Below are 21,704 nucleotides of genomic sequence, written 5' to 3' on the forward strand. Positions count from 1 at the left end.
GGGCGTAATCATGTCAAACCGATTGTTTACCATGATTAAATCGTTTGTAATCCCTATACTTGCTATCGTTATATTACTTGTTGTTGCTGGTTATGCCTTATCAGGTTGTCAAGGCGGGCAGACAAAGTCGATTCAAGACCGTTATCCACTTGAATCTGTTGCCAAGGAAGGTAAACAAGAATCTTACGTGTATAGGGCCGCCAATCGGTCAGTTCCTGAAGTAGCGAAGGAACTCATTAACGAAAGAGAACCGAAGCAAGCATCTAAAGAAGACGAAAATCAAATGTTCCTCGTTTATTCTGATAAGATTTATAACCTGCAAAAGGATAAAGAGAAACCATCTGATACGTTAATTGAAATAAGTAACAAAGAATTTGTCCGTCAAAATTACCAACCGTCCTTCTTGCAAGGATATATTATGGGTAGCATATTAAACGATATATTCGGTTCACGAAAATCATCATACGGTGATTATCGAGGATATAACGATAGACAAAATCATAAACCAGTTATTCCAGAAAGACCACCTACAAAAGAAGAAAAGAAAACCCCACCTCCAATTACGAAGGAAGGGAAAGGGTCTATCATTAAGCGAGGCGATAATGTAGATTCGAAACCATCAGTAGGTGATAAGGGAAGTATTACTGAAAAAGGAAGTAATACGACGCCCCCACCTTCTACTGGAAGCAAGGGGAAAATTACGAAAACACCAGGTGGTTCAAGCGGATCAGATGTGAAGCCAAAATCATCTATTAAAACGCCGCCAAGGAATACATCTCCTCCGAAAACAAGGGTCGGTGGTTCAGGGAAAATTACAAAGAGAAGATAGTATAGAGACCGAAAAGTTGAATTTGCTTTTTGGTCTTTTTTCGTGTTGTGGGAATTAATTCCTTTTAGTTGGTGCAATTTAGGCATAAGGGGGCGAGTAAAAACATATCAGCAATTATTAGAATATATCGACCGCAATTTAAAATATATCAGGGATTATTGGAATATATCGACCACAACTTAAAATATATCAGCGATTATTGAAATATATCGACTTACCGACAAAAACTAACAACGATAGCAACTTAATAATAAAAAGAGGGTGTGCCAAAATTTTGGCATACCCTCTTTTATATAACGATTAATGAATATCACGTTTCTTGAAATTACCGCCTTTTACTTCTGCTACGTCATAAACTGTAATAAAGGCGTGTGGATCGATTTCATTAATAAGTTCTTTCATTTTACTTTCTTCTAAACGGTTAATTACGCAAGAAATTTCTTTGAATTTCTCTCTTGAATAACCACCGTATACTTCGTTATATGTTGCACTTCGGCCTAAACGATCGCGAATTGTTTCTACCATTAATTCAGGCTCTTTTGTAATAATTTTAAATGCTTTTGAACCACTTAAACCAACTTCAACGATATGAATCACTTTCGAAGCGATAAAGTAAGCAATTGCCGAAAGGATAGCTCCTTGAAGACCGAATACCGTTGATACGAAAATAAATACGAACATGTTTAAGAATAAAATAAGGTCACTCGTTCCAAATGGTAACTTACGAGAAAGCAATACAGCAAGCATATCGATTCCATCTAATGCCCCACCGTTACGTAATGCTAGTCCCATACCAAAACCGATGATAATACCACCAACAACTGTAACTAATAATGTATCGCCTTCAATAATAGCTGGTATTCCGTGCATGACAACGGTACCTACTGCTAATGAAGCAATTCCGATAATAGAATAAATCGCAAAGCTTTTACCGATTTGCTTATACCCTAACCAAACGAAAGGAATGTTAATAACTGCGATTAGAGCTCCTAATGGCAATCCAAATAATCTTGAACTAACGATACTTAAACCAGTCACACCACCGTCCGATACGTTATTTGGAATTAATACTGCTTCTAATCCGTACGCTGTGATAAATGCCCCAATAATAATCATCAAAGCTTTTGAAGCAATTTTTAGCTTATTGGGCTTGTTTTTGATAATTTTCTCCATATAATTTCCTCGTTTCAAACTAGTTTCTTATTTGTTACGTCATTCACACCTAAATTTTATTTTAACATTTAATTTGAAAAAATTCTCCTTTAATGGGTGTATGCAGGGAATATTATCACCATATTATCTTTAAAATATTTTTGAAATCAGTATAAGAAATCCCATCCTTTCAAAGGATGGGATGCTATTAAGAAAATATAAAACTAAGTATTGATACGAATAAAGCGAAACCTAAAATAGTTCCACATATTTTCATATGGCGCTTACGTCCCATTACGACAATCGCAACATATTCGCGAATCATTGCGTTAGGCCAGTAATAAAATGCAGTTTTTGACCCGATTCCTTGGCTATTAAGACCAGCTTGTCTAGCGTATATGCCAGCGCGGAAAAGGTGGAAATTATTTGTGGTAAAAATACTTTTATATTTACCTTCAGGTTTTAAAGAATCCATAATTTCTTTAGAGAACAACATATTTTGATATGTGTTTACAGAGCGATTTTCTTGCACTGTATGTTCAAGAGGAATTCCTTTTTCAACAGCATAATTTTGCATTGCTTCTGCCTCTGGAAGACCTTCATCTGGACCTTGACCACCAGAGAAAATAATTGTTGGTGGTGTATTTACAGCTGCTTGTTTCCAATAGAAGTCGATAGCTTTATTAATGCGGCTTGCAAGTAATGGTGGTACTTTATCATTAATTAAGCCGCTACCAAGAACGATAATGAAATCTTGATTACGTCTTGGTCTGTTGAATTGGTATAAAAAATATGCGCTTAAGAAGTTAGATAAGTGTATAAAGAAATAGAAGCTTATAAGAGAAATAGCTGCAAAAATAGGCTCTAAATGCGATGAGACCAAACTTGCTGGGTTTATGATAGGGAGTAACATAAAGAATAACATCCCTAAAGCAGCAAGGAGTGTTAAACAGTTAGTGAACCGTCTTCCTTCTCGCTTCATTAAAATTCTAGCATTAAGAAATAGCCCAAACATTAAAGCAACAATACCGAAAGGAAGCATAATAAGAAGTGCTAAAATAGGTAAAATTATAATATAGCGTAGGACATCACTACTTGAATTTACAGATATAATCACACAAAAAAGAAGGAAAAAACAGACAAAGGAATTAAATAAAAAGCCGTTTATTATTTTTCGCGGATCTTTTAAATATGAGATAAGAAAAATAATAAATAATATAAGAGGAATAATTCCGAAATACATCATAAATATAGTACACCTCAATTTGTATAAGAATTTGACATACCTTTTATATTACATGATTTTATAAGTGAAAATGAAAGAAAAAGGATTTTGAATTTTCTCAATAAAATATATGGATACATATGTTACAATATATTCAAAGCGATATATTAAAAGTAAAATGGTTGAAAAGGCACTCAATAGAGTGCTTTTTCTTTTTGTATGCAATTGTGCATATTATATTTTTTTTCAAATGAAGAGGATTACAATATAATTTGTAGACAGACTTTATAAAGCAGAATTTAATACAAACATTTCCCTCTACTTTTTGTATCTAACAATCGTATAACAATAAATAATTCTGTTTTATAGTGTCTGTTTTTGAAAGGTGTCTTTTTTGAAAGCACCTTTTTTTATTAGTATAGATAGTTTTCACTGTTAGCATAGTGTAAACTATCTATACTAAACATTAGCAATCTTCCGTATAAATATTATCAATTTACTATATATTCCAGTGGTGTTAACCTACATATGAAAGGCTTTCTTTTTCAAAATATTACCCCTAATAAAATTTTGAAGAAGTCAACTGTCTCCAAACTTGTCTTTATGCTTAAAGAAAAAGCACTCAAATTGAGTGCTTTTTCTTATTGAAACATGCTATTTTTCTAGGCGATTTTCATAAAATAAAAGTAAAGAAATGAAAGTGGGTGACAAAATGCCGGCAGTTGTGGAAGGTGTTATTATTGAAAACTGCAATGGAACAATTAATGTAGGTGACAAATATAACGTACAGCCGATTGAAAAGACGAAGGCTTATAATGGATCGGGATCATCAAATACAGGAATGAAAGTACAAACGTTTAGCGGGATTAGTACAGCTGATGTATGGGATAATGATGCGAATGATCAGGGGATACAGTTTACTTTATAGTACAGTATGTAAAATTGCATAAAATGATGAACTTGTCCTGTGCTACAATCTAGCTGTGAGCTGTTAATGATTCTTCTGTAGTATAGTTGTTAGATTAGAAATATAACATCTTATCGAAAATCATACGTATAAAAAAGACACTTCAAACGAAGTGTCTTTTTTTACCTTAGTGATACCCTTTAGCAGAGTCTTTATGAATTTTATTTTTAAAAATACTGTAGCTCCAAAGCTGATATCCAATAACGATTGGTACCATGACCATTGCAACGAAGAACATAATTTTTAAGTTTAATTGACTACCAGCTGCGTTGTATAACGTTGTACTGTATGCATCGTTAATACGAGATGGTAACATTCTTGGGAACATACCTGCAAAGCCAGTTGTCATAAACATTGCGATTGTTAGGCAAATGAATGTGAATGCAAGGCCAATTTTATGTTTGTACACCATAATAAGTGCGAGTACACTCATTAGCATTGCAAGTACTGGAAGAATGAATAGTACCGGATATTCCGTAAAGTTTTGGAATAAGTTTGTCCGATTAGCAGTTGCTACATAGAAGATAGCTAAAATGATAGCAGCTGCCATTGAAAATGGTCTTGCGATTTTATAAGCACGATCAGATACTTCACCAGTCGTTTTAATCATGACCCAAAGGGCACCGGATACGACAAATATAGCAGTGAAGAAAAGACCACCTAATATACCGTAATGGTTTAGTAAGCTAAGTAAATTTCCTTCATAGCCATTTTTTCCGATTTGTAGTCCGTAATAAAGATTAGCGAATGTAACACCGAATAAGAAGGCGATTAGGAAACTGCCAATTGCAAATGCCCATTTACAAGTTTTTTGCCAAATTGGTGAATCATCTTTATGCATGAATTCCAGTCCAGCGGCACGAGCAAATAGTGCAAGTAATACTAAGAATAACGGTGTATATAAATAACTAAACATATTAGCATATGTGACTGGGAAGGCAGCAAATGTTGCGCCACCAGCTGTAATTAACCATACTTCATTACCGCCCCAGAACGGGCCAATTGCTTCTTGTAATTGATTTCGTTCTTGTCGGTCTTTCGTAACGAAAGGAAAAATCATTCCGTTACCAAGTGCATACCCGTCAAGAATGAAGTAAACTGTCCAAATCACGCCCCATAAACCGAACCAGATGATTGCAAGCATATCATGAGACATGAGCCACACCTCCCTCAGTAGCAGGTTTTTCTAATGCGGCAGGTCCTTTTTTCGCGAACTTTAGCATTAAGTATACGTCTGCAATTAAAAGTAAAGTGTAGAATAAAATTAAACTAATTAATGAGAACCAAATTTGCGGGACAGATATAGGTGATACAGATTCTGCTGTACGCATTAGTTTATATACTGTCCATGGTTGACGACCTACTTCAGCGACAATCCATCCTGCGTTAATTGCGATATAAGGAAGTAAGACAGACCATATTGTAATTTTTAAATAACGTTTTGAGTTTTCTAGTTTTCCTTTTCGGTTTAAATAGAAGCCATACCAAGTTAATGCCATAAAGAACATACCGAGTGCAACCATTAAGCGGAAGCTATAATACACAAGGTTAACATTTGGACGTTCATCTTTCGGAATATCTTTTAAACCAACAATTTCGCCATCAAATGAATTTGTGTAGAAGAAGCTTCCGAGTTTTGGAATCGTAAGGAATTCAAAGTTCTTCTCATTTTTTACATCAGGAATTTGAACAATTGAGAAGCCTTGTCCTTTTCCAGTTTCCCAAACTGCTTCCATCGCAGCTCCTTTTGCGGGTTGATATTTAGCTGCTGATACACCAGATTGATGTCCCATAAACGGTGTAATTGTTGCGGCGAATAAGCCTAACATTAAACCAAACTTAAATGATTTTTTGAAGAATTCTACTTCATTTTTACGTAATAAGTGATAGGCACTAATTGCCATAACGAAGAAAGCACCTACGATATAACAACCAACTACAGTATGGAAGAACATATTCCAAGCGTATGGATTTGTAACGAGTGCCCAGAAATCATTTAATTCAGCGCGGCCGTTACGTACTACGTAGCCAACAGGGTTTTGCATAAAGCCGTTTGCTGTAATAATCCAAAGGGCGGAAATGTTTGTTCCAAGTGCAACCATCCACATACAGAAGGCACGAAACTTTGGTGAAATTTTGTCTTTACCGAATAACCATATTCCCATGAAAGTAGATTCTAAGAAGAAGGCAACAAGTGCTTCGATTGCGAGAGGGGATCCGAAAATGTCTCCCATATATTTGGAGTACTCAGACCAGTTTGTTCCAAATTGGAATTCCATCGTAATCCCGGTTATAATCCCCATTACGAAGTTAATTGTAAATAATTTACCCCAAAAATTTGCCATTTTACGGTATGTTGGATTCAATGTGCGGGCGTATTGAGTTTCCATACATGCTACTAAAATGACAAGTCCGATTGTCAAAGGTACAAATAAAAAGTGATAAAAAATAGTAATTGCAAATTGAAAACGACTCAGTAACAGAACGTCGGACATAATAAATATTCACTCCTTTTTTACATTATCTACAATCAGTTTATAGTGAAAATACGTTTAAAGTATGTGAAACTTGTTACAAAGCTGTGTGTATATTTTGAAAGAATTATGTCGATTATCTGAAAATATCTTATTTTTACTATAAAGCGATATCCTTTTTGAGTTTTTCATATTTTGGTACACTATTTATGTAGTGTAAATGAGAGAAAAGAGGGTCCTTTACTATGAAGTCATTAGAAGAGATTTTGCAGTACAATGAGAAATTTGTTGAAGAGAAAAAATATGAAGAGTTTGTAGCGGGGAAATTTCCAAACAAAAAGATGGTAATTATTTCTTGTATGGATACACGACTTGTTGAACTATTACCGAAAGCGATGAATATGCGTAACGGTGATGTGAAAATCATTAAAGTAGCAGGCGCTGTTATTTCACATCCATTTGGAAGTATTATGCGTAGTATTTTAGTCGCTGTATACGAACTTGGTGCTGATGAAGTATGTGTAGTTGGTCACCATGATTGTGGTATGGCAAAAATTCAAGCAAGGAGTACGATTGAGAAAATGAAAGAACGCGGTATAACAGAAGAGAAATTAGATATGCTTCGTTATTCTGGAATCGATTTAGAACAATTCTTGCGCGGTTTCTCTAGTGTGGAAGAAAGTGTAGAACATAGCGTATCGGTACTTCGCAACCACCCATTACTTCCGGAAGAAGTACCTGTTCACGGTCTTGTTATAGATCCTGATACAGGAAAATTAGATTTAGTTGTGAATGGTTACGACAATTAAGAATTTACTTTGTCATCCTTTTTATCTGGGACAGGATCAAATCCTCCCGGGTGGAAAGGGTGACATTTTAATATACGCTTACAAGTAAGCCAAAAGCCTTTGAGTGCACCATGTTTTTGAAACGCCTCTAATCCATAATGAGAACAAGTTGGATAAAAGCGGCATGTTGGTGGTGTCATCGGAGAAATGAACTTTTGATAAAAGCGTATAATCCCAATAAAAATCTGTTTCATAACGGTCTCCTTTTCAGCATACTCTTAAAGTATTATAGCACGACTGTACATAATACTTTACTAATGTGCATTTCCGTTATATCATATTGGATATAACGGAATTAAATTAAAAGCGGGAGAGATGTTGTATGCCATCAGTAGAAAGCTTTGAATTAGATCATACGATTGTAAAGGCACCTTATGTAAGACATTGCGGAGTTCACAATGTAGGTAGTGACGGTATTGTAAATAAATTTGATATTCGTTTCTGTCAACCGAATAAACAAGCAATGAAACCAGATGTTATTCATACGTTAGAGCATTTATTAGCATTTAATTTACGTAAATATATTGATCGTTATCCGCATTTTGATATTATCGATATTTCACCGATGGGCTGCCAAACAGGATATTATCTTGTAGTGAGCGGAACGCCGACAGTTCGAGAAATCATTGATTTATTAGAACTAACATTAAAAGATGCGGTTCAAATTACAGAAATTCCGGCTGCAAATGAAACGCAATGTGGTCAAGCGAAGCTTCACGACTTAGAAGGAGCACAACGCTTAATGAACTTCTGGTTAAGCCAAGATAAAGATGAACTTGAGAAAGTTTTTGGATAAAAAGAAAAACTGCCTGTGAAAGGGCAGTTTTTTTATTGTGCTAAGAGCGGCCATACTCTTCTTTTTTATGAAAATATATTAGATACTCCAACATATAAAACAAAGGCAGAACAGAGAAAATAAATAAATGCTTTCGTTTTTTGCTGCTGCTTTATTTCATCGATTCCAAAAAGGATACACATAATACTTAAAAGGATGAACACGTAAGGTAAAAGAATAGTGAAGTTTGCAAAGAAGCTAAATAGGGCGAGAGAAAGAGCGATAGTGGCGATTATAATTCGAATGTTTTTTAACATGGAATCCCCCTTAGTAGAAAGACATAGTTACTGAGAGAAAATAATTATAAATGCTAAATTGGTCAAAATTTCATTCTACATGTAGTGAAAGTAGTTCGATATTAAGAAGAAGAATATAAGACCAGAAACGAAAAAATACGGGATACTCATTGATTTTCGTCCGGATTTTAATTCATTAATTCCTAGAAGAATAAAGGAACAACTGAGAATAAATTGTAAGTATGGAAGAAGTGAAAAATTATCGGTAACATGGACATAAGTGCTTAAAGTGAGTAAGAGAAGCATGAGAAATGCTAAAAAAATCCGTAATATAGTTAGAGTTAGCATTGTATGGCCTCCTTTAGACCATTTACTAGAATATTTCTGTGAAACCAATAAATAAAGCAGCGGCTCCTGCTAGTAGAGCGAGCAGACTACCTCCTGTTTGTCGTTTTAATATTTCCTCTAAACGTATGGTGAGGGCCATACCTCCTAAAAAGATGAACATATAAGGCATTATTTCTCTACTACCAGTAAAAAATCCATAGGTTGCTATACATAAGGCAATAAGTGATAAAGTAATCCGGACTCCTTTTAGCATAAAAGACCTCCTCTATTTTATGTAGGTAATAATGAGAACAATCCAAATGAAGGCACCAGCAATAATACAAATAAGTCCAGTTGCTAATTCCTTTTTCTTTATTTGTTCAAATGCGATGAGAAACATTAAAACCCCTAATAGAAATTATGAAAGAGGTACAAATTTATTTTGACCTGTATATAATCCAATTGCCGACATAACGATCACAGTGAGGGCGATTGTGATGCGGAGTATACGAAGCATATTATGAATCCTCCTTATTCTTTTTTGTATAAGGATTATCTTCTAGTTTATCGACGGAATGTTTATAAGCATAGCCTTTATTAATTGTCATGATGGAGAGTACGAGGATGATTAGGACGATGATAATACCGATAATTAATATTTTGAACATAAAACCCCTCCTTTTCTTTATTTTACATAATTTTGTAATTGATGAAAACAATAGAAATTAAAAGGATGAAAGAAGGGTGTTACATGGATACGAAAAAAACATATTATATATCAATAGGAAACGGTCAAATTTCACAAGTGAAGACGGCGGATACTTATAATTTTGAGATTTCCGCAAATGATGAAGAAATTACGGAATTAAGAGAGCACTTCGATCAAGCATATGTAGAAGATTTAGGGTCATTTGTACGCTCCCACGTTCCATTTGTTGAGTATCATCACGATTCAAATAATGACCGATATGATGAACAACTACAAAAAGCATATAAAATGATTTATGATTTAGGAAATCATGAGACGAAAGAATTAGTCGCGCAAATGGGAATAATCAATGGATTGTAATTGGATAATATTATGCAGAAAAGCGAGAATATGCTACAATTTGTGGTAGGAAAAACTTGTAACCATCAATAGGGGAGTAATGGCATGTACAAATTTAAAGATTATTACCACAACACTGTACAATTATCGTTTGAACGTTATCCATTTTCTCCTGAGCCAAAGCATGTTTGGGTTGTATGCCGGTACGGGGATCAATGGTTATTAACGCATCATTTACGTCGCGGTCTTGAATTTCCAGGTGGTAAAGTAGAACTAGGGGAAACACCGGAAGAAGCGGCAGTTCGAGAGGTTCATGAAGAAACCGGCGGCATAGTTTCTGATTTAACTTACTTAGGACAATACAAAGTATCTGGAAAAGACAAAATAATCATTAAAAACATTTATTTTGCAACAATTAGTGCGGTAGAAGAACATACGCATTACGAAGAAACGAAAGGGTCTGTTTTATTAAAAGACATTCCTGACAACATTAAAACGAATAGAAAATTTAGCTTTATAATGCGCGATGACGTATTAGCGCGTACGATGAAACATATAGAAGAAATCGGCTGTTTTACGAAGTAAAGTAGCCGGTTTCTTTTTTTGTATGTAAGAATAAATGTAAATATATCTTTATATTATTTTGGGTATATTATACAATTTTGTAAAGATATATTTACATTTTAGGAGGGGAAAGATGGATAAAAGAAACGACTGTTACTGTTTCGATGGTTAAATTAAACTTTTCTTTATTTTTTATAATAATTGCTTTGTCGTTTGGAATTGGTTATTTGCATATATTTCTTTCAGGTGGGGGCGGATTAAAGTTTCACTTTATCTCCACCTCTAAAAACGAAAGCACCTCCAACAAATCATCTACGATACGTGAATGCTTAAAATTCCCCCAAAACGAATCTTTTTTCCAAACACCAAGAATCCCTACTTGTTCAGAACCAAGCACATCGTTTTCTGGATGATCTCCAACATAAAGACATTCTTCTGCCTTCACATCTAGTCTTTGCAAAGCACGTTCGAAAATTTCAGGATGAGGTTTTTTAATTCCTTCAGCTTCCGAAACGAGAATGGCGTTTGTATACGTATGTATATGTAGTGCTCGAAGGTTGCTCATCTGAAATTCAGTAAAACCATTTGTAATAATACCAATTTTAATGTTTCGCTGTTTTAACTGTTGAAGTAGTTCATGCGTGTTTTTGAAAGGAATACAATGATGTTGGAAGTTTGTAATATAGTCGTGTAGTAGTTGCTCTTGCGTTAAAGTAGTAATGTTGTATTCGGAAAGGAGAGTAGCATATACTTTATCCTTCCACGTATAGCCATTATTATCGAGTTCAAGAAATCGAGAACAATACTCTGATTTCTCTATGCTCTTCAAATGTGAGGCGAAGCGATTATATTGCTCACAAATAAATTGTTCTAAAGATTGGCGCCGATCTAATAGTGTTCCATCTAAGTCGAATAAGATTGCACGAATCATGGGAAGCCTCCTTGCAGTTTTTATAATTAATTATCGCATATTCGCAAAAAAATGATTATGATATTTTGTAGAATGGAATAATGGGGGATTGTATGAAGAAACTGTATGGCAAGTTAGTGTGTTGTATTATAGCAAGCAGTTTAGTTGCAGGATGCGAGAGTGCTATCGAGGTTACGAAAGAAAAAGAAATTTGTAAAACAGAAGAAGAGTGCACGCAAATAGGAGATAAAACATTACAAAAAGTATATAAAAAGATAGAGGGACTTTCAGAACTTGAAAAAGTAGAGGATTATGACATAGAAGAGTATGAAAGTATGAATATGAAAGAGGCGGAACAGAAAAAAGAAGAGGATGACAATTACTTCTTTTTAGCTTCTTATTATATCGATGATGATGAAATTGTAGATCCTTATTTTGAAAAATTGGATCGTAAGAGATTGAATAAAGTTTTTGCAGATGACGAAGTAGCAAAAGATGATTTGTTAAGCCAGCGACAAGATAGAGAGTATCATGAAACGTTATGGGACATGTATCGCACTCTCATTCCAGTGAAATATCGTGAGAATATAACGGGGGTGGATTTAATAACGGATGGTTATGACGGCGTTGTTGCCCATGTCATGCCAAGTATGGATGACCCGAGAGATTGGTTGCTTAGTTTAGACGTGCTCGATTCTGGGGTGAATATAGATGAAGTGATGAAAACATTAATTCATGAAACGGCTCACGTATTAACGATTGGGCATAAACAAGTACCAGTGGATAGGAAATATTTAGAGGCGTTTGATGAAGAGAAAGACATTTCATCATATCGAAATAAATGTAACACGGTGTTCTTGAAAAATGGATGTGCGAGAAAAACTTCGTATATTAACCAATTTTATAATGAATTTTGGAAACCAATTGAGCAAGAGTGGACAGAAAAGAAAGTAGAAGAAAGTGAAGAGGCACAAATTAAATTTTATAAAGAAAAGCATGATGAGTTTGTATCGCTGTATGGAACAACAAATGTAACGGAAGATATCGCAGATACATTTACAGCGTTCATTTTACAAGATTCAAAAAAGGTGAAAGAAGGAACAGAGTTAAAATATAAGAAAATTGCTTTCTTCTATCAGTTTCCTGAGCTTGTAAAAATGAGAGCGGAAGTGCTGTCGGGATTATATGGTGTTTCAAAAACGATAGAACAACAAAGTGGAGACTAATGTGAGTTATGCATTCGATATAGTTTCGTTAAAGAAAAGCGTGAAGAATTTTTAATTCTTTGCGTTTTTTTATGTTTATAAAATTGAAAATTCTGTATTTTATTAAAAAGAAGAAGGAACTTGCGGTATAAAATAGAATTAGTATAAAAATGTCACAATTTAGACACAATTATAATGCGCGTGTTGTAGGGACTATAAGTTTACTCTCGAGGAGGTAATGAAACGTATGAAAACGATTCTTGCTGTTGCTGGTCTCATTTGGGTAATGTCTCACGGTTTTCCGATTTTTGAAGGGGAGCAAATTCGTAGTGCTTTGAATGAAAAGTTTAATGATTATCATGTGATAGATCGAAAAGATAATGTCGTTACAGTACGTGTGAAAGACTGTTTCCATACAGTTACGGTTGCGGATGGAAACATTACAAATGAAACGAAAATGTGTGATAAAAGGTAAAAGAAAGAAGCTGACTATAGCGCACTGTTTTGAGTCAGCTTCTTTTTCTTTTTCCAATTAGAATTTTTTCAAATGCCTCAACAAATACATACATAAGAGTTGCAAGAACACATGTGAGTAGTACGCTAAGTAAGACGAGTGTGAAGTTAAAGACTTGGAATCCGTAGCTAATTAAGTAGCCAAGTCCTTGTTTGGAAACGAGAAGTTCTCCGAAAATAACACCGACCCAGGATAAACCAACATTTACTTTTAACGTTGAGATAATTGCTGGAAAGGATGCAGGGAGAACGACTTGCTTATAACATTGCCATTTATTTGCGCCAAATGTGTCCATCACTTTTATATAGTTAGAATCGACTTCTTGAAATGCACTGTAAATAACGAGAATGGTAATGATGATGGAAATGATTACTCCCATTGCGATAGAAGATGAAATGTTTGGACCGAAAATAACGATGATGATTGGACCGAGTGCAACTTTTGGCATTGCATTTAGAACGACGAGGTAAGGATCAAGTATGCGGGCTAGAAGTGGCATCCACCAAAGAAACGTGGCAATAATAGCACCGAGTACCGTTCCGAGAATGAAGCCTACTCCTGTTTCCAGCAATGTCGTCCATATGTGGGCCCAAAGTGAACCGTCGATCCATTTCGTTAAGAAGAGGTCCCAAATACTCGAAGGAGAACTAAAGAGTAAAGGATCGATCCATTCTTTTTTGCTAGCTATTTCCCATAGTGCAAAGAAAAGAATAAGTAGTAAAAGCTGTAATGAGCGAGCAATCCAAGCACGCCTGCGTTCTTTCTTTCGAAATTGTTCATGTAGTTGTTTTATATTATCCAAGTCGTTCCAGCTCCTTCCATATATCTTGAAAGAGGGCTGGGAAATCGTAGTGATGGCGTGCTTCTAACGGTGATAAAGAACGGATACTTTCCGGGACGATAAAGGTTTTTGCGATTTTTCCAGGATTCGCTTGAAGTAAATAAATACGATCACTCATCGCAATCGCCTCTTCAATATCGTGAGTAACAAGTAGTGATGTTTTCTTATATTTATTTAGTAAGTTGAAAACGAGTTCTTCTAGTTTTAATTTCGTTTGATAATCGAGTGCGGAGAATGGTTCATCTAGTAATAAAATTTTCGGATCAGTTGCTAACGTTCGAACGAGAGCAGCACGTTGACGCATACCGCCGGATAGTTCACTAGGATATTGTCCTTCTATCCCATGTAGACCGACTTGTTTTAAAAGATTTAAAGTATGTTCTTTCATCTGTTCATCATAAATCTTTCGAATATGAAGTCCAAGCATAATATTTTCTTCAATCGTTTTCCACGGGAATAAGTAATCTTGCTGCAACATATATCCCATAGATGAAGTTTTCGTTGTAATTGGTTCACCATCTAAAAAGACGATACCATCAATTGGATCAAGTAGTCCAGCAATGATTGAGAGGAGCGTTGTTTTACCGCAACCACTTGGGCCGAGTATAGAAATAAATTCGCCTTCTTCCACTTGTAAGCTCATATCTTCAAGAACAAGTTTGGCATTCTCTTTTGCGAAAAAACAGTGAGAAACGTTACGTATTTGTAAAAAACTCATACACTTCGCCTCTATTTCTTAATAACGCTTTCGGCAATTTTTGTATTGACGAGCGCTTCATGTGGGACTTCTTTTTGTAATTCACCAGCGTCTTTCATAATCGTTTGGAGCTGTTTCCATTCTTCCGCATCTAGTAGTGGATTTGTCGCATAAGAATGTTGTTTTTTATACCGTTCAATTACTTTTACTGTAATGTCTTTCGAAGTGTCTTTAAATAGCGGAGAAACAGCAGCAGCAATCTCTTCTGGACTATGTGTATCAACCCATTGCTGTGCTTTATAGAGCGCACGTGTGAACTTTTCAGCAGCAGCTTTATCTTTCTTTAAGAAACTTTCTTTTGCCATGAACGTTGTATAAGGAACAGTACCAGATTCATTTCCGAATGAAGCGACGATATAACCTTTACCTTCTTTTTCGAATATGCTTGCAGTCGGTTCAAAGAGCTGCACAAACTCTCCTGTACCAGATGCAAAGGCATTTGCAATATTAGCAAATTCGATATTTTGAATTAAGTTTGTATCTTTCCGAGGATCGATGCCATTTTTCTTTAAAACGTATTCCCCAACCATTTGCGGCATGCCGCCTTTACGCTGTCCTAAAAATGTAACACCTTTTACGTCATTCCAATTAAAAGAGTCTAGTTTTTTACGTGAAACTAAAAATGTCCCATCTGTTTGTGTAAGCTGTGCAAAGTTAATGACAGGATCTTTCGCTCCTTGTTGATGAACGTAAATAGACGTTTCAGAACCGACGAGAGCAATATCAATTCCGCCAGATAATAGGGCGGTCATCGTTTTATCGCCACCAGCTGTTGTTTGTAGGTCAATATTTAGTCCTTCATCTTTAAAAAATCCTTTTTCAATCCCGACATATAATGGGGCATAGAAGAGAGAATGGGTAACTTCGCCGACGCGAATGTTTTGAGTTTGTTCTTTCGTACTTTCTTTTTTACTACTACAAGCAGCAAAAGTAAAAACAGCTAGTAACATGATGCAAAAAATCGCGATTAATTTTTTCACTATATAACACCTCCTAGAAGTCACTCTACAAGCATGATATGTAGGTAAGTGCCCATATGTGAGTGTAGATAGCAGGAATTTTTTGGGTGGTAAAGAAGTACAAATATAAGGGGTGATAAAATGGAGTACGAATACGATGATAGCGTACATTTACATCTTGATTATTTCGGGACAGAATGTGATATGGAATCGATTGCTTATAAGAGGAAGAATGAAGACGTATGGGATGTGTATTTTAATTTTGGAGTATACGGTATTCAGAAAGACGATGTAGAGTTAGGTAGGTTTATGGACGAATATGCCGGTTATTACGTTTTTTCTGTACATGCTCGCGATCTTAGTTGGGAATTTGGAAGTGCCCAGTTTGAAGAGTGGGTTTTGAAAAATCGGATAGTAGAAAAAACGCTACAAAAATAGGAGGAATTTTGTGATTGGATTTCTCATCTTATTATTTATTTTTGTGGCCGGATTTTTTATTATGCAAATGCTTATTTACCGATTTACAAAGAAAAACATCTATAAATATACAAAAATAAAATGGTTTCATATGTGGCTACATATGAATATGAAAAAAGGACCGAGATTAGATTTTTTTGATTTTGTAGTTATAGTGCTCGTATGTATCGTATGGAAAATATGGCTGCTTCCTTTTATATAATACACATACTAATCATTTTCTCTTTTCGTTATAGTAATAGTTGTAAAAAACTTGCATTTATACGTAAAACAGTGAGTGGTGTTGTGAAAGATATTTTGACAAATACAGACACACATACATACGGAATTAAAGTGTGATTACAGAATGGACAAATTGGCCGTGTGTAAAGTGTGGGGGAATAAGAAAGAGGTCGTCCAACGGTGGACGACCTCTTTCTTATTATGCTTGATTAGTGCGGAAGAATGGAAGCTTCTGCACAATGTGAATTAATCCGTATGCAAGAATTAAGCACATAAGAGGATTAATGAAAAATCCATAGCGATTAATTGCTAAGAATAAGTTTGAGAAGATAATGTAAATAATTGAACTTGCTACTAGCATCATAACGCGTTTATGTTTAAATGAATTTAGCATGAAGCAGAAGCTGCTCAAGAATGTACCGATGATAAACACTCTATGACATAGTTGCATAAAGTTGTGAATACGATATTGGTCTACAGCAGGAGCTGTTTTGAATAATTCAATTGTTTTACCGACAGTGAACCAAGAGAACCAATAAGTGAAGTCCGTCTTAAATCCGTTCTTAATTAATTCTTTTGCGTATGCACCTTTGTCATCTAAGCCTTTAGCTCTCATTTCATTTACTATATTTTCATATCCAATTTTATTAAATGGATCTGCACCGGCAATTAGTGGATCTGCACCTTGGGTTGAGAATAAAATAAATTGGTTGAGTGCTAAGTAGTTACGAACAACCCATGCGCCAATAATAAAGAAAGGTCCGATAAACCATAACAATCCGATTCGAATGGATTCTTTAAATCCATATGTAAATAACACAACAAGAACAGGAATAAGCATCATTGGAGCTGGATTTGGACGGAACATAAGTAAAATTGAAACGACAATTCCAAACCATATATGGAATTTCACTTTATTGTATTTCCATGCGAGAACAAATACATATACACATAACGCCAATAAGAATATGGATGGAACTTCTGTTAGCAATGTACGGAAGTATGTATAGTTACTTGGATAAATAGCATATAAAATACTTGCAACAATTCCATAAATGTTTTTTTCGAACAATTCTTTTCCTATTAAGAATACTAATAGCACTGTGCAAAGGTTCATGATCATGTTAATAACAGTTGCTACGTAATAGTAAGGAATTGATGTAATATCAGAAATAATCATAGCGCCAGCTAATAGTAATGGCTGACCTGGTGTAATATATGCATTTTTCCCTGGAACTTCACTAGGTTCTAAATACACATAACCAAATACACCATGTTTTAATAGTTGTTCAGCTGTTAACGAATAGTTAAAGGCATCATTTGCACCATATGTTACTTTGACTAACTCTCCATCTAATCCTGGCTGTTTTACTAAACAAAAAACGTGCAACAGGAAAGAAAGCGCCAAAATTGCATATACCGCTTTAGGCAAACTCTTAAACTTAGTAAGCAAAAATGAGCAACTCCTTTTTTATTAATTCTTTCGTATTTTTATGTGAAATCTTTAATAGTATTAAGGATTTCCAAAACATAGTTATTATATCATAAAGTGGAATGCTGAAATTAAGTTTTTCAAGAATGAGTAATTTGTATACCACAATTTAACTGTTGATTAAGGGAATATTAAGACAATACATTTATGGTAGAAGCAAGTATGCAGACGAAATATGTAATATATGTTATTTTAATAGAAATAGTTCTTTCGATGTGGGGGAAATTAAGACATAGAAACGAGGGAATGAATTGAAGTATGGTTCTACACTTTTTCATCTTCCAAAAAGAAATATATTAATTTCTAGCATTATAAGTAGTATGGTGACTTTATTAGTAATAACTATGCTGTTTATGATTTTAAAGGTTTTTAATTTAGACATGATGAAAGATCATTTAAATCAAAAGCTTGTTTTAAGTGTTATGATGATTTTCATATGGGGCATAACGTTTTATATTACGCATTTCAATAAAAAAGAGATGTCTATACTTAGAGCATCCCTGCGAGTGCATTTTATATTACTTTTATTAGCTCATACAGTAGCGTTATTTTATATTGTCATGCAAGTTAATATGAGTTTCATAGAGGCAATGAATTGGATTTACTTTTATAATATGCAGTTTATATTAAGTTTTGTAGTAATTTATGCAATATATATTCTTGTATATAATTTAATAGGTAAGGTTTTTCTAAGTATGGTTTTAACGAGCTGTACGTTAGTCATTTTATGTATTGTGAATTATTTGAAGCTTATTTTCAGAGGTGATCCGTTATATCCTTCTGATTTCACACAAATTACGCATATGCAATCTGTTATACCGATGGTGATGGACTATTTTAGTTGGAGTTATATTTTTGTCATTATCGTAAGTATCGTAGCTTGTATTGTAGCAGGGATATATATGAGAAGGTATATTCAAAATGTAAAGATTCATCTAGGAATAAGAGCCTTATTAGTAGTAGGATCTATTTTTGTTCTATATGCGTATGGTAATTTTGCGAATACATTTATGAATAAAGTATTTCAAAAATCAGGTGTAGATTTTGTTTTGTGGAATCAAAATGAGAACTATGCTTCAAATGGTTTTGTACTTGGGTTTATTAGCAATTTAGATACAACAGTTATGGAAAAACCAAAAAATTATTCTAAAGAAAATATGCTTCAAATAGCAAACGATATAAAAAAACAATATAGTGGAAATATAGGGAATCAAAAGAAAAAAGAGAAACCGAATATTATTTTTGTAATGAGTGAATCGTTTTGGGATCCGACGAAAGTAACAAACCTTTCTTTTAGTGAAGATCCTGTACCAAATTTGCATCATTATATAGAAAACTTTCCTGGGGGACAAACTATTTCTCCTACATTTGGGGGAAATACAGCGAACGTTGAATTTGAAGCATTAACAAGTTATTCAATGAGTTTGTTAAAGCCAGGTTCTATACCATATCAGCAGGTTATTACAAATAAGAAAGAAATTCCATCAATCCCTACGGCGTTGAAAAAAGAAGGGTATTACACAAGTGCAATTCATTCATTTGGTCGCACATTCTTTAAACGTGATGATGTATATAAGGTGTTAGGATTTGATAAATTTAATGCAGATGACACGATGGAAAATGTGGATATTGATGGAGATTATATTAGTGATTTAGCGATGAGTAAAGAGATAATTGCTGAGTTAGAGAAACAAAAACAACCTACATTTATTCATGCAGTTACGATGCAAAATCATTTTCCATTTACAGAGGACCGATTTGGTGAAAACCTAATAGAAATTAGCGGGCTAGAAAATGAAGAATCAAAAGGAGAATTAGAGACGTATACAGAAGGATTAAGACGTTCAGATGAGGCACTTCAATATTTAATAGAGCAACTAGATAATTTAGATAGACCTACATTATTAGTATTCTTTGGAGATCATCTTCCATCATTAGGAACAAATAAATCTTTTTATAAAGAAAACGGGTATATAACGAATGAAAAAACACCGAGTGAACGTTTAGCGATGGCGCAAACGCCGCTATTAATGTATGCAAACTTTGATATGCCAAATGATAATTTAGGTTTAGTAAGCCCAATTCATTTTTCTAATCTTATTTTTGATTATGCAGGATTAAATAAATCCTTATTTTATCAATTTTTATCGGAACTTTACAAGGAAATACCAGTGCTTAGAGATGAATTAAAAGTTGATAAAAATGGAGAAGTAATCAATGATTTAACAAAGAAACAAAAAGAAATGTTAGAGCAATATAAAATGCTCCAATATGATTTACTCGTTGGAAATCAATATAGTACAGATATCCTCTTTAAATAAAAGAAACAAAAAGAACTTGTATAACGATACAAGTTCTTTTTTCATAGTATTTAACGGGGTAACCAGACAAGCTGGGTTTAGGGAGTATTACCTGTACATTTAGTATATATGAAAATGTAATCGTTTTATTTGTGTATTTGTGAGAAATATGTGAATTTTATGTTTTGTGAAAAAATCGATTATATTAACTTTCGTTCTTGTATTGCAGTTGTTATGTATGTAAAAATTTTATCAGTTCTTTATTTAATTCATCCGCTTGATCGATTGGTGAACCATGACCACTATTTGTAAGAGCATGTAACTGAGAATTTTTAATTCGTTGTTGCGTAAGCTCAGCACTTTTGTAAGGAATTAGTTGGTCGTGAACGCCGTGGAAGATTTTTGTTGGGACGTTAATTTTATTTAAATCTTTCGTTACATCTTCATTTGCAGCTGCTTGTAAAATTTTGATAAGGGCATAAGAAGCGGACTGCATACCGAGATAAGAAAACCATTCAAGGGTTGCAGCCCCTAAGTTTCTATTGAAAAAGGATAAAGATACGTCATTTAAAAATTTTGGTAAATTAGCATACATTTGATTAATGAGAGCATCTGCTTGTTCTTTCGGTACACCGTAAGGGGACTCTTGATTTTTAACGAAAGAGGGGGAGACAGCGTCAATTAATGCGAGCTTAGAAATGCGGCGCCCATTATAGCGAGACATATAGCGAATAGAAAGAGCACCACCAACTGAGAAACCGACTAATGTAGCGTTCTCTACTTGAAGTGCTTCCAGAACAATTGCGATATCATCGGCTAATCGATCATATGTGTAACCAGTCCATGGCTTATCAGATTGCCCATTCCCTCGTATATCCATGGCGATACAGCGAAAGCCATGCTCTGGTAAAACATTGAGTTGATATTGATACATTTGATGATTTAAAGGCCATCCGTGAACGAAGAAAACAGTCTTACTACCTGGACCAGGATTAACGTCTTGCACAAAAATATGCACATCTTTCTCGACAGTAACAAACATAAATGTCCCCCTATTCTATGAATATGTTCTATCCCAAAAGCGTTGTTTTGTTATAGCTTTAATAAATTCATTTGCTAGTCGCGTAGGGTCTTATTCTATTAAAAAACCAGGTTTTCCTTCGATATTTAAAGATTGAATAATAGAAGAGCAGTTTTGGAAGGAGCCAATCGGCTTAAAGCGATTATATGATTCTACGACAAATGAACTTGCTTTGTTAAGAGAATGATCCTCCATCTTTCCGCCGATAATAAGTAATCCATCATAAAGGAGTGGTGAGCCTGTTAAGAAAGTATCATTTCCCTGCACTATGCCTAATCGTTCGGAAACGATCACTGGCAGTTAAAGAGTTTTCATCTCTTTTCCTTCATTTTCACGCATGAAAGATTGGAGTTGTTCGGTCTTTTTATTTTTTTGCCATCCATAAAAAACACCTCCCATAATATACGTATTATTGTTTACATTTTTTATGCTTGTATATAG

General features: G+C 34.5%; 25 protein-coding genes and 4 pseudogenes. 13 read left to right on the forward strand and 16 right to left on the reverse strand.

The annotated features are described in order from the left end of the window. Positions 1–10 precede the first annotated feature (10 nt). Complete coding sequence (locus tag ACTFRY_RS00425; RefSeq protein WP_000071190.1) at positions 11–829, forward strand: DUF4247 domain-containing protein; 819 nt, start codon at positions 11–13, stop codon at positions 827–829. A 300-nt stretch (positions 830–1,129) separates the two neighbouring features. Here ACTFRY_RS00425 and ACTFRY_RS00430 read toward each other — a convergent pair whose 3' ends face one another. Next, positions 1,130–2,002, reverse strand: coding sequence for a YitT family protein (locus tag ACTFRY_RS00430; RefSeq protein WP_000411244.1), 873 nt, complete (start codon positions 2,000–2,002; stop codon positions 1,130–1,132). Between the two features lie 187 nt (positions 2,003–2,189). Next, entirely contained in the window at positions 2,190–3,227 is a 1,038-nt protein-coding gene (locus ACTFRY_RS00435; RefSeq protein WP_000990101.1) for a YdcF family protein, read from the reverse strand. A 673-nt stretch (positions 3,228–3,900) separates the two neighbouring features. On the opposite strand from ACTFRY_RS00435, the gene ACTFRY_RS00440 reads away from it, so the two are divergent. Then, positions 3,901–4,134 (forward strand): spore germination protein, encoded by a 234-nt coding sequence (locus ACTFRY_RS00440; protein WP_002001299.1) that lies wholly within the window; start codon positions 3,901–3,903, stop codon positions 4,132–4,134. A 166-nt stretch (positions 4,135–4,300) separates the two neighbouring features. On the opposite strand, the gene cydB is transcribed toward ACTFRY_RS00440, so the two are convergent. Continuing rightward, positions 4,301–5,329 carry a cytochrome d ubiquinol oxidase subunit II gene (cydB, locus tag ACTFRY_RS00445; protein ID WP_000017660.1) on the reverse strand — a complete coding sequence of 343 codons (1,029 nt, stop codon included), beginning with the start codon at positions 5,327–5,329 and terminating at the stop codon, positions 4,301–4,303. Then, the gene (gene cydA / locus ACTFRY_RS00450) at positions 5,319–6,668 is read right to left on the reverse strand and encodes a cytochrome ubiquinol oxidase subunit I (protein WP_001286189.1); all 1,350 of its coding nucleotides are present in this window, start codon (positions 6,666–6,668) and stop codon (positions 5,319–5,321) included. Before cydA ends, cydB begins: the two co-directional genes overlap by 11 nt. Positions 6,669–6,892: 224 nt before the next feature. On the opposite strand from cydA, the gene ACTFRY_RS00455 reads away from it, so the two are divergent. Beyond that, positions 6,893–7,456 (forward strand): beta-class carbonic anhydrase, encoded by a 564-nt coding sequence (locus ACTFRY_RS00455; protein ID WP_000838158.1) that lies wholly within the window; start codon positions 6,893–6,895, stop codon positions 7,454–7,456. Here the strand turns inward: ACTFRY_RS00455 and yidD are convergent. After that, positions 7,453–7,689, reverse strand: a complete 237-nt coding sequence (gene yidD / locus ACTFRY_RS00460; RefSeq protein ID WP_000809334.1) for a membrane protein insertion efficiency factor YidD — start codon at positions 7,687–7,689, stop codon at positions 7,453–7,455. The genes ACTFRY_RS00455 and yidD overlap by 4 nt on opposite strands. Positions 7,690–7,817: 128 nt before the next feature. Between yidD and luxS the strand changes: the two genes are divergently transcribed. Then, positions 7,818–8,291: an S-ribosylhomocysteine lyase LuxS gene (luxS, locus tag ACTFRY_RS00465; protein WP_001141371.1), complete on the forward strand. Its 474-nt coding sequence runs from the start codon at positions 7,818–7,820 to the stop codon at positions 8,289–8,291. Between the two features lie 65 nt (positions 8,292–8,356). Here luxS and ACTFRY_RS00470 read toward each other — a convergent pair whose 3' ends face one another. The 4 genes and pseudogenes from ACTFRY_RS00470 to ytzI form a co-directional block, all read right to left on the reverse strand. Continuing rightward, the gene (locus ACTFRY_RS00470) at positions 8,357–8,587 is read right to left on the reverse strand and encodes a YczI family protein (RefSeq protein WP_000916676.1); all 231 of its coding nucleotides are present in this window, start codon (positions 8,585–8,587) and stop codon (positions 8,357–8,359) included. 352 nt (positions 8,588–8,939) lie between these two features. Continuing rightward, complete coding sequence (locus ACTFRY_RS00475; protein ID WP_098616308.1) at positions 8,940–9,167, reverse strand: DUF3953 domain-containing protein; 228 nt, start codon at positions 9,165–9,167, stop codon at positions 8,940–8,942. Positions 9,168–9,179: 12 nt separating this feature from the next. Continuing rightward, positions 9,180–9,410 (reverse strand): annotated as a pseudogene (locus tag ACTFRY_RS00480) (DUF3953 domain-containing protein). 1 nt (position 9,411) lies between these two features. Beyond that, complete coding sequence (ytzI, locus tag ACTFRY_RS00485; protein WP_000472790.1) at positions 9,412–9,561, reverse strand: YtzI protein; 150 nt, start codon at positions 9,559–9,561, stop codon at positions 9,412–9,414. An 83-nt stretch (positions 9,562–9,644) separates the two neighbouring features. On the opposite strand from ytzI, the gene ACTFRY_RS00490 reads away from it, so the two are divergent. The 3 genes and pseudogenes from ACTFRY_RS00490 to ACTFRY_RS00500 form a co-directional block, all read left to right on the forward strand. Then, on the forward strand, positions 9,645–9,962 hold the full coding sequence (locus ACTFRY_RS00490) for a hypothetical protein (protein WP_000379942.1): 318 nt from the start codon (positions 9,645–9,647) through the stop codon (positions 9,960–9,962). Positions 9,963–10,046: 84 nt separating this feature from the next. Beyond that, complete coding sequence (gene mutTA / locus ACTFRY_RS00495) at positions 10,047–10,526, forward strand: antimutator 8-oxo-(dGTP/GTP)ase (RefSeq protein WP_000276385.1); 480 nt, start codon at positions 10,047–10,049, stop codon at positions 10,524–10,526. Between the two features lie 143 nt (positions 10,527–10,669). Beyond that, a pseudogene (locus ACTFRY_RS00500) lies at positions 10,670–10,756 on the forward strand (DUF3267 domain-containing protein); the annotation flags it as partial. Positions 10,757–10,770: 14 nt separating this feature from the next. Here the strand turns inward: ACTFRY_RS00500 and ACTFRY_RS00505 are convergent. Then, positions 10,771–11,436, reverse strand: a complete 666-nt coding sequence (locus tag ACTFRY_RS00505; RefSeq protein ID WP_000617248.1) for an HAD family hydrolase — start codon at positions 11,434–11,436, stop codon at positions 10,771–10,773. A gap of 92 nt (positions 11,437–11,528) precedes the next feature. On the opposite strand from ACTFRY_RS00505, the gene ACTFRY_RS00510 reads away from it, so the two are divergent. Both ACTFRY_RS00510 and ACTFRY_RS00515 read left to right on the forward strand, forming a co-directional pair. Continuing rightward, a complete protein-coding gene (locus ACTFRY_RS00510) occupies positions 11,529–12,641 on the forward strand; it encodes a hypothetical protein (RefSeq protein WP_061664563.1) in 1,113 nt (370 codons plus the stop codon). Positions 12,642–12,867: 226 nt separating this feature from the next. Next, on the forward strand, positions 12,868–13,095 hold the full coding sequence (locus ACTFRY_RS00515) for a hypothetical protein (protein ID WP_000849112.1): 228 nt from the start codon (positions 12,868–12,870) through the stop codon (positions 13,093–13,095). Positions 13,096–13,129: 34 nt separating this feature from the next. Here the strand turns inward: ACTFRY_RS00515 and ACTFRY_RS00520 are convergent, their stop codons facing one another. Genes ACTFRY_RS00520 through ACTFRY_RS00530 form a run of 3 tightly spaced genes read right to left on the reverse strand, consistent with a single transcriptional unit; the run spans position 13,130 to position 15,712 of the window. Continuing rightward, on the reverse strand, positions 13,130–13,936 hold the full coding sequence (locus ACTFRY_RS00520; protein WP_000368768.1) for an ABC transporter permease: 807 nt from the start codon (positions 13,934–13,936) through the stop codon (positions 13,130–13,132). Further along, positions 13,929–14,693: an ABC transporter ATP-binding protein gene (locus ACTFRY_RS00525; RefSeq protein ID WP_000009060.1), complete on the reverse strand. Its 765-nt coding sequence runs from the start codon at positions 14,691–14,693 to the stop codon at positions 13,929–13,931. The genes ACTFRY_RS00520 and ACTFRY_RS00525 overlap by 8 nt, the downstream gene beginning before the upstream one ends. Positions 14,694–14,704: 11 nt before the next feature. Then, positions 14,705–15,712 carry an ABC transporter substrate-binding protein gene (locus ACTFRY_RS00530; RefSeq protein WP_000733149.1) on the reverse strand — a complete coding sequence of 336 codons (1,008 nt, stop codon included), beginning with the start codon at positions 15,710–15,712 and terminating at the stop codon, positions 14,705–14,707. Positions 15,713–15,832: 120 nt separating this feature from the next. Between ACTFRY_RS00530 and ACTFRY_RS00535 the strand changes: the two genes are divergently transcribed. The 3 genes and pseudogenes from ACTFRY_RS00535 to ACTFRY_RS00545 all read left to right on the forward strand — a co-directional run. Then, entirely contained in the window at positions 15,833–16,129 is a 297-nt protein-coding gene (locus ACTFRY_RS00535; RefSeq protein WP_000455580.1) for a DUF3986 family protein, read from the forward strand. Between the two features lie 10 nt (positions 16,130–16,139). Further along, on the forward strand, positions 16,140–16,370 hold the full coding sequence (locus ACTFRY_RS00540; RefSeq protein WP_000578984.1) for a hypothetical protein: 231 nt from the start codon (positions 16,140–16,142) through the stop codon (positions 16,368–16,370). A 65-nt stretch (positions 16,371–16,435) separates the two neighbouring features. After that, a pseudogene (locus ACTFRY_RS00545) lies at positions 16,436–16,507 on the forward strand (DUF2196 domain-containing protein); the annotation flags it as partial. A gap of 82 nt (positions 16,508–16,589) precedes the next feature. Here ACTFRY_RS00545 and ACTFRY_RS00550 read toward each other — a convergent pair. Next, the gene (locus ACTFRY_RS00550; protein ID WP_000956220.1) at positions 16,590–17,843 is read right to left on the reverse strand and encodes a glycosyltransferase family 39 protein; all 1,254 of its coding nucleotides are present in this window, start codon (positions 17,841–17,843) and stop codon (positions 16,590–16,592) included. 290 nt (positions 17,844–18,133) lie between these two features. Here ACTFRY_RS00550 and ACTFRY_RS00555 point away from each other — a divergent pair, with 290 nt between their 5' ends. Continuing rightward, positions 18,134–20,203, forward strand: a complete 2,070-nt coding sequence (locus ACTFRY_RS00555; RefSeq protein ID WP_098616307.1) for an LTA synthase family protein — start codon at positions 18,134–18,136, stop codon at positions 20,201–20,203. 211 nt (positions 20,204–20,414) lie between these two features. Here ACTFRY_RS00555 and ACTFRY_RS00560 read toward each other — a convergent pair whose 3' ends face one another. Next, entirely contained in the window at positions 20,415–21,224 is an 810-nt protein-coding gene (locus tag ACTFRY_RS00560; protein ID WP_098616306.1) for an alpha/beta fold hydrolase, read from the reverse strand. 15 nt (positions 21,225–21,239) lie between these two features. After that, positions 21,240–21,560, reverse strand: a pseudogene (locus ACTFRY_RS00565) (catalase); the annotation flags it as partial. Positions 21,561–21,704: the final 144 nt, after the last annotated feature.

The sequence above is a fragment of the Bacillus cereus group sp. MYBK195-1 genome, assembly GCF_051916605.1.
GTDB classification, from domain to species: Bacteria; Bacillota; Bacilli; order Bacillales; family Bacillaceae_G; genus Bacillus_A; species Bacillus_A cereus.

Excerpts from the sequence above, each read along its gene's own strand:
- ACTFRY_RS00425 (WP_000071190.1), top strand. The coding sequence starts at position 11 with ATGTCAAACCGATTGTTTACCATGATTAAATCGTTTGTAATCCCTATA.
- ACTFRY_RS00430 (WP_000411244.1), bottom strand. The coding sequence starts at position 2,002 with ATGGAGAAAATTATCAAAAACAAGCCCAATAAGCTAAAAATTGCTTCA.
- ACTFRY_RS00435 (WP_000990101.1), bottom strand. The coding sequence starts at position 3,227 with ATGATGTATTTCGGAATTATTCCTCTTATATTATTTATTATTTTTCTT.
- ACTFRY_RS00440 (WP_002001299.1), top strand. The coding sequence starts at position 3,901 with ATGAAAGTGGGTGACAAAATGCCGGCAGTTGTGGAAGGTGTTATTATT.
- cydB (WP_000017660.1), bottom strand. The coding sequence starts at position 5,329 with ATGTCTCATGATATGCTTGCAATCATCTGGTTCGGTTTATGGGGCGTG.
- cydA (WP_001286189.1), bottom strand. The coding sequence starts at position 6,668 with ATGTCCGACGTTCTGTTACTGAGTCGTTTTCAATTTGCAATTACTATT.
- ACTFRY_RS00455 (WP_000838158.1), top strand. The coding sequence starts at position 6,893 with ATGAAGTCATTAGAAGAGATTTTGCAGTACAATGAGAAATTTGTTGAA.
- yidD (WP_000809334.1), bottom strand. The coding sequence starts at position 7,689 with ATGAAACAGATTTTTATTGGGATTATACGCTTTTATCAAAAGTTCATT.
- luxS (WP_001141371.1), top strand. The coding sequence starts at position 7,818 with ATGCCATCAGTAGAAAGCTTTGAATTAGATCATACGATTGTAAAGGCA.
- ACTFRY_RS00470 (WP_000916676.1), bottom strand. The coding sequence starts at position 8,587 with ATGTTAAAAAACATTCGAATTATAATCGCCACTATCGCTCTTTCTCTC.
- ACTFRY_RS00475 (WP_098616308.1), bottom strand. The coding sequence starts at position 9,167 with ATGCTAAAAGGAGTCCGGATTACTTTATCACTTATTGCCTTATGTATA.
- ytzI (WP_000472790.1), bottom strand. The coding sequence starts at position 9,561 with ATGTTCAAAATATTAATTATCGGTATTATCATCGTCCTAATCATCCTC.
- ACTFRY_RS00490 (WP_000379942.1), top strand. The coding sequence starts at position 9,645 with ATGGATACGAAAAAAACATATTATATATCAATAGGAAACGGTCAAATT.
- mutTA (WP_000276385.1), top strand. The coding sequence starts at position 10,047 with ATGTACAAATTTAAAGATTATTACCACAACACTGTACAATTATCGTTT.
- ACTFRY_RS00505 (WP_000617248.1), bottom strand. The coding sequence starts at position 11,436 with ATGATTCGTGCAATCTTATTCGACTTAGATGGAACACTATTAGATCGG.
- ACTFRY_RS00510 (WP_061664563.1), top strand. The coding sequence starts at position 11,529 with ATGAAGAAACTGTATGGCAAGTTAGTGTGTTGTATTATAGCAAGCAGT.
- ACTFRY_RS00515 (WP_000849112.1), top strand. The coding sequence starts at position 12,868 with ATGAAAACGATTCTTGCTGTTGCTGGTCTCATTTGGGTAATGTCTCAC.
- ACTFRY_RS00525 (WP_000009060.1), bottom strand. The coding sequence starts at position 14,693 with ATGAGTTTTTTACAAATACGTAACGTTTCTCACTGTTTTTTCGCAAAA.
- ACTFRY_RS00535 (WP_000455580.1), top strand. The coding sequence starts at position 15,833 with ATGGAGTACGAATACGATGATAGCGTACATTTACATCTTGATTATTTC.
- ACTFRY_RS00560 (WP_098616306.1), bottom strand. The coding sequence starts at position 21,224 with ATGTTTGTTACTGTCGAGAAAGATGTGCATATTTTTGTGCAAGACGTT.